Raw genomic sequence first — 10,058 nt, forward strand, 5'->3', positions numbered from 1 at the left:
GGCCATGCCAATGCCCCAGACCACCGAGCCCAGCACCTGACTGCGGGCGGTTTTGGGGTTGAGGATGCGGCCGGCGGTGAGCGTGAACGACGACGTTGTTTGTGGCGGACGCCGTGAGCAAGGTGGCGTCAGCACGGCGCGTCCACCCGTTTGGGTTGGTTCAAGCTACCATTGAAACAACGGACCGCAACAGGATGAGCCTGCTACGGTCCGTCGTTTCAAAACCGCGCCCGGCTCCGGTTTCCGGGCTTGCCGCTTATTTCTTGTTACTGCTCGTTTTGCCGGGTTTCAGCACCACCTTCGTCCAGCCCTTGTCACGGGCGTTAAAGTGCTTGTAGGCATCGGGGGCCTCGTCCAGGGAAAGCTCGTGGGAGACGATGGCGGACGGCTTCGCTTTACCGGAAGATATCAGCGCACAAAGCTCCCGGTTGTACGATTTGACGTTGGCTTGGCCCGTGGCAATGCTTTGCCCCTTCATCCAGAAGCTGCCAAAGTCGAAGTCCATGTGGCCTTTTTTCTGCAGTGCCTCTTTGGACTTCGGGTCTTCCTGCACAAAAACGCCCACCACGCCAATAGAGCCGGTCGCTTTCACCGCCTGGACCAGTTCGTTCATCGTGACGTTCGACTGTTCCTGGCCGTGTTTGTTGCAGCACTGGTAGCCCACGCATTCGCAGCCCCGGTCGGCCCCCTGCCCGTCCGTCAAGTCCAGCACCTGGTCCACGGCCGAGCCTTTCGACATGTCGATGGGGATGCCCCCCAATTCCTCCGCTAGCCGCAACCGGTCGGGGTGGCTGTCCACCACCATGATTTTGTCGGCCCCTCTTATGCGGGCCGACAGCGTGGCCATGAGCCCAACCGGCCCGGCACCGTAAATGACCACCGATTCGCCCGGTTTTACCCCCGCCAGTTCCGTGGCGTGGTAGCCCGTCGGGAAGATGTCGGAAAGCATAGCGTAGTCGTTTTCCTTCTCGCTGGCATCCTCGGGCAATATCAGGCAGTTGAAATCCCCGTATGGCACGCGCAAGTATTCAGCCTGCCCGCCCTCATACGGTCCCATGCCGGCGAAGCCATAGGCCGCCCCGGCAAAACCGGGGTTCATCGTCAGACAAAACGCAGTGAGTTTGCGCTCACAATTTTTACAGTGGCCACAACCGATATTAAACGGCATGCACACCATGTCACCCACTTTGACCTTCATCACTGCCTTACCGACCTCAACAACCCGGCCCAGGTTCTCGTGGCCAAAAATCCGGCCGGCTTCGATGTTGGTGCGGCCATCGTACATATGCAGGTCGGAGCCACAAATGTTGGTGGTAGTTATCTGAACCAGCACGTCAGTGGGTTGCTCAATTTTAGGGTCGGGCATTTCGGACACGCGCACGTCCAAGGGGCCGTAATAAACAAGTGCTTTCATGAGATTGAGCTTGAAAGGTTGACTTACTCCTCACAGTGACGGCATTATCGGGCAGAAGGTTTGGTTGAATCTCCCTAACGTTGTTTTCCGTTCCTACTATTGTGCGCCCCCAATGCTATGATGAACTGCACGAAGTCTGCGCCGGCCTCTGGAGTGTTCACCTAACACCTTACTTGCTCCATCGCAACACATCTACTATAGAGCGGAGGTACGGAGGAGTACTTACTAACGGATAGTGGGGCTGACATGCCGAGCTATGCTCGGATTTTACCCGTGCAGCCCCGCCCACTAAGACGTGTAACTTGGCCGAACGCAAAGCAACCGGACCACCTCAAGAGCAATCCGGCTGCAAGGCTTACGGCAGATGGCTAGGCCACTACTGCTTTTCTACGGCGTGCATACCCGCTTCGGCCACCGCATGGTCGTTCTCCACAGTGCTGCCCGAAACCCCGATGGCCCCAATCACGCGGCCGTTGGCGTCGAGAATAGGAATGCCACCCGGGAAGGTAATCAGGCCGCCATTGGAGTGCTCAATGTTGTAAAGCGAGCCGCCGGGTTGAGAAGCCTGACCCAGGTCGCCGGTGGGCATATTAAAATAGCGCGCCGTTTTAGCTTTTCGAATGGCAATGTCAATGGAGCCCAGCCAGGCATCATCCATCCGGATGAAGGCCGTCAGGTTGGCGCCAGCATCCACCACGGCAATATTCATTTTCAGGCCCAGGTCCAGGGCCTTCTGGTGGGCGGCATGGACGGCTTGTTGGGCTAATTCAAGGGAGATATCCATAAAATGGAATGATGAGAGGAGAAAACGAGAAAGGCTTCTGCCGATGAACAGTATTTCATTTAGAGTTGTTGCGATTGAGAGCGGTTTTGTTGGGCATGAAACTCTCGATTACAGAACTGCGCACCGTGCGGCAATGGCGGGCAGCGACCGGCCTGGATGCGGTGCGCTTTGACGCGTTGGTGCCGCTGTTCGCCGCGGCCTACCAGCGTGTATACGGCGCGTCGATGGCGGAGCGCCCGACCATCAATCCGGTCGGGGCCACGTTCGCGGATGAGGGGGAACTGCTGTTTTTCATGTTGTTCAGCCTCAAAATCGGGCCTGACCTATGCCGTACTGGGGTTCTTTTGCCACAAGGGCGGATTTACATGCTAAGCCCGGTTATCAAAGAGGGTTATAGTACTGCCTGAGAAAGACTGATTCTACGCTGTAGAGCGGGTGCGTGATGCCTATCAACAAGGAACTCCTTTTTGATAACCCTCGATGCCCGCCAACCCGACCGACCAGCCCACCCGCGTGGCGCTCTATGCCCGCGTCTCCACCCTCAACAAAGGGCAGGCCCCGGAAACGCAGCTGCGGCCGCCGCGCGAGTACGCCCAGCGCCGCGGCTTTGCCGTTGTCGATGAATACGTGGACTAGGCCTCGGGTACCAGCGAGGAATGAACTCAGTACAAACGGATGATGGCGGCGGCCAAGAACCGGTAGCTCGACGCGGTGCTGGTCCGGCGCTACGACCGCTTTGCCCGCTCGACCCAGGCGCTGGTCAACGCGCCGAAGGAATTCCAGAGCCTAGGGGTGGACTTCGTCTCCTACCAGGAAAATATCGACACCACCACGCCCACGGGCGAGTTGGTGTTCCACGTCATGGCCTCACTGGCCCTGTTTGAGAGCGCGCTCATCAGCCAGCGCGTGCGCGCCGGCATGGCCCGGGCCAAAGCCCAGGGCAAGCATGTGGCCCGGCCGCCACTGGCCCAGTCTAAGCAGGAGGCCATTGCGCAGCTTCTGCGCAATGGCTTATCTATGAATCAAGTCATCAAGCAGTTAGACCTGGCCTATGGCACCGTCTACAATTACGCCCAGAAGCTAAAAAGTGCTTAGCGTGTAAATCCGCCCTTTGGGAAGAAGAACCCCTTTTAGCCATGGACTCGGAGGTTTTACCCTATTTGTTTAACAACACCCTTCCCTGCTAGAGCAGGGGGCTGCCGCGGCGGCCTTACCGGCGCCAGTCACTTCTGCTGACAGGACGGCGGTGATTACCCTGCCGACCTAAAAAGGAGATGCCCTGCTCGCTAAACTACCCTACCTTGCCGGCCAGAAGCGGCGCCAGCGCGTACACTTCTTCGCAACCGAAAACTACCTTCTCACAATTCAGCCAATGGCGTCCGGTTTTTTTGCCCTCTTAGATGACATTTCCGCCTTGGTAAAAGCCAGCGCGGCCAGTTTGGATGACGTGCCGGCCCAAGTGGCCAAGACCACCGGCAAAGTGTCCGGCATCGTCATCGACGATACGGCCGTGACGCCCAAGTACGTTGTGGGCCTCGACCCGTCCCGCGAACTGGCCATCATCTATCAGATAGCCAAGAAATCACTCGTCAACAAACTCTTGCTTCTGACGCCCGCCGCTTTGGTGCTCGGGTATTTTGCGCCTTGGGCCATCACGCCCATCTTGATGGTGGGCGGGGCCTATCTATGCTTTGAGGGGTACGAAAAGGTACACTCCCTGTTTACGAAACACCCCGCCGAGCCGGTCGAGAGCGAGCAGGTACAACAGATGACGCCCGAGGAGTTGGAGAAGGAACGCGTGGCCGGGGCCGTGCGCACCGACATTATCCTGTCGGCCGAAATCATGGCCATTGCCTACAGCCAGGTCAACGACCAACCCCTGATCAACCAGGTGGTGGTAATGGCGGCCGTAGCCGTGTTTATTACCGTGGCCGTCTATGGCTTCGTGGGCTTGCTCGTGAAAGCCGACGACATCGGCGTGCACTTTGCGCAGGGCAATTATGCGCCCGCCACGCAGAAACTGGGGCGCGGCATTGTGCGCTTCATGCCGCACTTTTTAACCATCCTGAGTTATGTGGGCACGGCGGCCATGCTGTGGGTTGGGGCCGAAATCATTGCCCACGGCATTCCGTTCACCAATCATCTGTTGCACGAGTTGGAGCAGGCCCTGGCTCACCTGCCGGTGGTGGCCTGGCTGGCCAAGGCGCTGGCCTGCGCGGTGGGCGGGCTGCTCATCGGGTTTGTGGTTGAGCAAGGAGTGAAACTGGTTAAAAAGGTATTGCGGAAATCCTAACCAGAAACAACCCGTCGGCTTGGCTGCGCAGCCCCTTAGTAATCCGCGCAAAAAGTAATCCTGAGGCACGGCCGCAATAGTCCTCAGTCGGTGGGGCGGCGTTGGTGAGGGTTATCGGCCGCAAAACGGTTTTACTGGCTATTCTGGTTGCCCGCATCGGCAATGGTCAGAAAAGTAATGGTGGTAGGCGCGAACTGCACCGGACCAGCCGGCACGGCCTCGCCGGTTAGGGCCGGCAGCGCATCGTTGGCGCCCAGCTTCAGCTCCCGGCCATTAAGCTGCACTGCGCCGCTTTCCAGCGTGGTTGCGCTCAACGTGTAGCGCTGGGCCGCTTTGGGTAGGTTCAGCGAGGTAGTAGCGGTGCGGCTGTTGTTGATGATGAGTAGGGCCACGCCGCCCGCCTGCCCTTTCATCGTATGGGCGTAAATGTGAAAACCAGGCCGTGAAGCGCCAGCATCGAGTACGGTGGTACCCATGAGCTGGTGCCACAGCAAACCGCCCCAGTAGTTGGGGCGCGGTAGCAAGGTTTTGCCGTCCAGCAGGCCATAGTCGCTGGTAGCGAGGGTGTTGTGCATGATAACTTTTACGCCCTGCTTGGCGATTCGGCCCATCTGGTCGAGGTAGCGGAACGTGTCGAGAAACTGCGCCCCCCAGGGGTTGCCCCCGCAGGCCGCGTCAGCCGTTTCCGTGTTCCAAAAGGGTTTGCCGGGCTCGTATTTGTCGCGCTGCTGGCGGTAGTAGGCCAGAGTTTTATCCGTGCGGCTCAGCCACTGCTCGCCCAGCACCGAGTCTTTCTTAATCGGCGCCATGTCGCCGCAACGCTGGGAAGCCGCCCCATAGTGATGATAGGAAAAGGCATCGACGACGCCCGGCCCGGTTGCCTGCAACAGTTCCGGCGTGGGTAAGAGCTCCATACCGCCGTACGCAACACCTTCGCCGCCCACCGCCTCGCCCACTGAGCCGGGGCCAAGAATGAGCGTACCCGACGACTGTTGCTTAACGAAGGGCCGAAAAACCTTGAAGTCGCGCCCGTAAGCTGCTCCGTCGTAGCCCTTGGGCGCGCCCCCCATGGCGGCGAATGTGGGCTCGTTCATGAATTCCAGCGCGGCAATGCGTCCACCCAATTGCTTGGTGTAAGTCAGCAGGCGAGTCAATTGGGCGGGCGTCCAAACCCCTTGCGCGTCGCGGGTGCCAGTGCTGCCGCTTCCACCGGCACCGCTTGGCCGGCACCCGGCGGCGTTACCATCAAGTTGCAGCCTAGGGCCACGGCATTGAAGACTTGCTCCTGCATTTAGCTGGTTTCCATACTCTTCCACAATTATCATAAATTGTATCGGAGTGGGCCCCTGGCTACCTCCAATCAGTTTTACCTGTTCTCTTTCCAACCTTCTTCCAACCAACCCTATGAAAAAACTTTATCGTTACGGCCTCGGGGCGGCGCTGCTGGTCAGTGCCCTCGGTGCCTCCGCACAGAACCGTGCGGCCGACTCGTCTTATCCGCTCGGCAGCCGGCAGGCACTGGTGCGCCAGTTACAAGCCGATCTGGCCACCGACCTGGCCCAACGGGCCGCGCCTACCGTGGAGCTACGCGTGGCCGCCAACCAAGCCTTTACCGGCAAAGTCAACTACCGCCAAGACTTGGCCAACACCGGCACGCTGCTGGTCGGCGAGCTTCAGGGCATCCCGAATTCTTCTTTTTTGCTGCGCCTCGCCGATGAAGAGGTGGAAGGCCAGATTGTGCTGAAAAACACCCGGCAGGCTTATAGCTACACAGCCGACAAGCAAGGCACTGTTACGGTGCAGGCAGTGGACATCAACAAGGTGGTCTGCATCGACTACAACCAGCCCGTGGGGTACCGCGAGCCAGCCCCCGCTGCGGGTACGGCCAACCGGGCCACCGTAGTTTCCCTGCAAAGCTTGCCGGGGGCACGGGGCTGCGTTATGCTCGATTTTGACGGCTACGCCTTGCCGGCCGGCACCCGCTGGAACAACGGCAACGCCTACAACGCCCCCTCGGCCAACATGACGGATGCCAACATTCAGGCGTTCTGGGAGCTGGTGAGCGAGGATTTCCGCCCTTTTAGCCTCAACGTCACCACCGACGAAGCGGTATTCAATGCCTACCCCAAGAATATGCGCATGCGCTGCGTGGTGTCGCCGGGCAGCGGCAGCACCATTGCCCCCGGTTCGGGCGGCGTGGCCTACGTTACCTCCTTCCGCTACAACGACGACACGCCGTGCTGGGTATTTATGTCGGCACCGAAGTCGGGCGGCGAAGCGGCTTCGCACGAAGTGGGCCACACGCTGGGTTTGAGCCACGACGGCCGCATCAGCCCCAGCGAAGGGTACTACACAGGCCAGGATAACAGCGGCGCTTGGGCGCCCATCATGGGCGCTGGCTACTACAAGCCCGTCACGCACTGGAGCCGCGGCGAGTACAACTCGGCCAACAACACGCAGGACGACCTGGCCATTATGGCGGGCACCACCTACAACGTGGGCTACCGAACCGACGACCACAGCAACACCACCACCGGAGCCACTGCCCTGACCCGCAACGGCACCAGCCTCGCGGGCAGCGGCCTGATTGAGCGCACCACCGACCAGGATTATTTCTCGTTCAGCACCGGCGGCGGTAGCGTGAGCCTGAACGTTAGCACGGTAAGCCGCTACGGCAACCTCGACCTTGTAGCCCGCTTGTTTAACAGCGGCGGCACGCAAGTCGGCAGCTTCGACACCAGCGGAGGCGGCAACCTGAACGTGTCGTTTACCACCACCCTGGCCGCGGGCACCTATTACGTGCAGGTCGATGGTACTGGCTCGGGCAACCCCGCCACCGATGGCTACTCCGATTACGGCTCGTTGGGTACGTTCAGCATCTCCGGTACGGCTCCGGCCCCGGTTACTACGGCCAACGTGGCCACGCTCTACAAACATTGCAGCTACGGCGGCACGACCCTGAGCCTGCCCGTGGGCGACTACACGCTGGCGGCCCTGCAAAGCCGGGGCTTCCTCAACGATGACCTCTCGTCGGTGCAGGTAAACAGCGGCTACGAGGTGGTGCTTTACGAAAACGACAACTATACCGGCAGTGCGCTAACGCTACGGACAGCCACTAGCTGCTTGACTGGCAATGCCTTGGGAAGTGGCACCTGGAACGATGTTGCCACTTCGGTGCGCGTCCGCCCAGCCACGGCGGCCATCAACGCAGGCTTGCAAGCCGATGCGGCCAACGCCAGTGAGGCGCTACTGGCGGAACAGGTGAGTCTGTATCCTAACCCAGTAACCGACCGAGTAACGGTGCAAGGAGCGCAACTGGCAGGTAGTACCTATCAGGTGCTGGATGCGTACGGCCAGCTCCGAAGCCAGGGCACACTCGGCCAGCCGGAAGTAGACCTGTCGGCATTGCCCGCGGGCGTGTACCGGTTGGTAGTGATAACGCCTCAGCAACAGAAAATCAGCCGGCAGCTGCTCAAGCGCTAATTGCACGTAGCCGCCGCTGAATAAAGCCCGCCCTCCGAGTCCATACGACTTATGGGGCGGGCTTTTGCATGGCGCGACAAGTCCATGGCGCCTGATACGCAGAGTGCATTTCGCTTGATTTACCGTTTATCTATGACCACGCTACGCAGGGTAGAACCCGCAAGTCTTGGTGGCTGTTGCAGCTCCTTGCCCTGTTTGCCGCAGTACTCGTAGCAGGCGCATCCAAGGGCAACAGCACGAAATCCAAGCAGTGGAACAACGGCCTCTTTTCAAGCACGGGCTAGCGCGCTAAGTTGGCGGCACTTAAGCTCACAACACCCACTTTCTAGCGTTTCGTTAGTCAGGTTGACCAACTCTCAGTTGGTAGTGCTTCACTCTCTGATTCCCTGCTTGATTTTCTTACGAACCCCTTGGCAACCACATCCAGGCTGGCTGGCGTGGTGGGCATTGGCAGGTTGGGCTACCCGACCGGGCAGCTGGCTCGTTTTGCTGGGGTGCCTGGATTGCCGATAACCGCCTGCTACGAGCTATTCGTACCAAAAACTTCGAATGGATAGGTGCCCATACTACGCAGCCGCCGAACGTCTTGAGTCCACCGCTCAGCGGTTACCGATTCGCAGGATGCCATGAATCAGCTCGGTATCAAGCTGTTTCTTTCGAGTATCATCCCCGACACGGCTGTTATCAGCCCAACGTTTATCTCACCAGAGCCGGCTCGCACCTGGGCCACCCAAGCATATTAAATTGCTGCCTGTCTTACCGTAGTTACCATTACCTATCATGGTAATACATAAACAGTTTGTAAGGTAGCTGCGTTGTATATTTGAAAAGAGGCCAATTCAATTAGCTTCTCTAAGGGCTGTGCACTTGCCAAGTTGCAGGTAGCTGTCCGTTTACTTTGTGTTAAGAGGAAAAATGAATACATCAAACCCTGTGTACGATCCGCTAGCAGTAGCCAACTTCTTCGTACAGAAGTCGTTGGAGACGGGCAAAGAGGTAACGCCGATGAAGCTGCTTAAGCTGGTCTACATCGCGCATGGGTGGAACCTTGGCCTTTTCGGAGAGCCCCTGATCAGTGAGGCAGTGGAAGCGTGGCAGTATGGCCCGGTTATTCCAAGCGTATATCAAGCCTTCAAAGAATATGGCCGGTCGCGTATCACTAAGATGACCTCTGGCCCTTGGGGAGTTGGCTTCGCCTCCCCCATCGTACCGGTTATTCCGGAAGAAGATACGCGCACCCAAGGCTTATTAAGTGAAATCTGGGACGTGTACGGTGACAAGGATGGCCTTTACCTTTCAGCTGTCACCCACAAAGAAGGAAGCCCCTGGACCAAGACAGCCCGCAACGGCATTATCGCGCAAGAAAAAATTCGGGAACATTACCAATCATTGGCTCAGACAGCGGCGTAGATGACACAGATGCCGGAAGCCGGGCGCGAGATGAAAGCGCTGGAAACTATTCGAGCCGCCGCTCAAGAAGAAGCTCAAAGCATTTCTGTGGATGCTGGAGCTGCCGCCGCCAAAGAAGACGAAGCGCTGTTCGAAAGGGAAATTCGCAGGACGCTGCTGGGCAGACTGAAGCTCGTGATTAATGTGTTCGTAGGTATATTCTGTATTGCAATCCTTTTCCGCTCATGGCATTTTCTGGCTCCGGAAACGTGGGGCTTTCTATCAGAAAAGCAAATCGGGCTTATTGATACAATTCTGACTTCAGGCTTTTTCGTGTTGTTAGGTGGTATTGCGAAAGACACTATCACCAACGTATTACCTAAGCGGAGAGGGCAATAAAGGTGTTCAAGAACTGAACGTGGGAAGAAGCAAGAACGTCAAGTAGGCGTCTAACAGCCATTCACCTCTATTGATTACTTACGGAAAACCCACATAATCAGGCCGTTGTGTTTAGTAGAGAGAAAAGTAATTGAGCCCAACCTGTCTTAAAACTAAAAACGCCGCTCATTACCAACGTGCAAAAGATAGCACAGGTAATAAGCGGCGTTTTGTAAAGCAAAGGTTGGCGGCGACCGACTCTCCCACCGATGAAGGCAGTACCATAGGCGCTCCGGGGCTTAACGACTCTGTTCGGA

General features: G+C 58.0%; 10 protein-coding genes. 7 read left to right on the forward strand and 3 right to left on the reverse strand.

The features are described 5' to 3' along the window. Positions 1–256: 256 nt before the first annotated feature. Together J0X19_RS24500 and J0X19_RS24505 are read right to left on the reverse strand one after the other, a co-directional pair. Positions 257–1,414 (reverse strand): glutathione-independent formaldehyde dehydrogenase, encoded by a 1,158-nt coding sequence (locus J0X19_RS24500; RefSeq protein WP_110980603.1) that lies wholly within the window; start codon positions 1,412–1,414, stop codon positions 257–259. 376 nt (positions 1,415–1,790) lie between these two features. Then, entirely contained in the window at positions 1,791–2,198 is a 408-nt protein-coding gene (locus tag J0X19_RS24505) for a GlcG/HbpS family heme-binding protein (RefSeq protein WP_206987053.1), read from the reverse strand. A 95-nt stretch (positions 2,199–2,293) separates the two neighbouring features. On the opposite strand from J0X19_RS24505, the gene J0X19_RS24510 reads away from it, so the two are divergent. The 4 genes from J0X19_RS24510 (at position 2,294) to J0X19_RS24520 (ending at position 4,491) form a co-directional block, all read left to right on the forward strand. Continuing rightward, complete coding sequence (locus tag J0X19_RS24510; RefSeq protein WP_206987054.1) at positions 2,294–2,605, forward strand: hypothetical protein; 312 nt, start codon at positions 2,294–2,296, stop codon at positions 2,603–2,605. A 73-nt stretch (positions 2,606–2,678) separates the two neighbouring features. Further along, positions 2,679–2,834, forward strand: coding sequence for a recombinase family protein (locus J0X19_RS25315; protein WP_394369139.1), 156 nt, complete (start codon positions 2,679–2,681; stop codon positions 2,832–2,834). A 75-nt stretch (positions 2,835–2,909) separates the two neighbouring features. Next, complete coding sequence (locus tag J0X19_RS25320) at positions 2,910–3,293, forward strand: recombinase family protein (RefSeq protein WP_394369140.1); 384 nt, start codon at positions 2,910–2,912, stop codon at positions 3,291–3,293. Between the two features lie 277 nt (positions 3,294–3,570). Continuing rightward, the gene (locus J0X19_RS24520) at positions 3,571–4,491 is read left to right on the forward strand and encodes a DUF808 domain-containing protein (RefSeq protein WP_206987055.1); all 921 of its coding nucleotides are present in this window, start codon (positions 3,571–3,573) and stop codon (positions 4,489–4,491) included. 131 nt (positions 4,492–4,622) lie between these two features. On the opposite strand, the gene J0X19_RS24525 is transcribed toward J0X19_RS24520, so the two are convergent. Further along, a complete protein-coding gene (locus J0X19_RS24525; protein WP_257573428.1) occupies positions 4,623–5,816 on the reverse strand; it encodes a glycosyl hydrolase family 79 N-terminal domain-containing protein in 1,194 nt (397 codons plus the stop codon). Positions 5,817–5,895: 79 nt separating this feature from the next. On the opposite strand from J0X19_RS24525, the gene J0X19_RS24530 reads away from it, so the two are divergent. The 3 genes from J0X19_RS24530 (at position 5,896) to J0X19_RS24540 (ending at position 9,762) form a co-directional block, all read left to right on the forward strand. Beyond that, positions 5,896–7,974, forward strand: coding sequence for a T9SS type A sorting domain-containing protein (locus J0X19_RS24530; RefSeq protein ID WP_206987057.1), 2,079 nt, complete (start codon positions 5,896–5,898; stop codon positions 7,972–7,974). Between the two features lie 933 nt (positions 7,975–8,907). Then, positions 8,908–9,384, forward strand: a complete 477-nt coding sequence (locus tag J0X19_RS24535) for a Panacea domain-containing protein (protein WP_206987058.1) — start codon at positions 8,908–8,910, stop codon at positions 9,382–9,384. Positions 9,385–9,414: 30 nt separating this feature from the next. Beyond that, a complete protein-coding gene (locus J0X19_RS24540; protein ID WP_206987059.1) occupies positions 9,415–9,762 on the forward strand; it encodes a hypothetical protein in 348 nt (115 codons plus the stop codon). The last annotated feature ends 296 nt before the right edge of the window (positions 9,763–10,058 follow it).

Source organism: Hymenobacter telluris, assembly GCF_017313265.1.
Taxonomy (GTDB): domain Bacteria; phylum Bacteroidota; class Bacteroidia; order Cytophagales; family Hymenobacteraceae; genus Hymenobacter; species Hymenobacter telluris.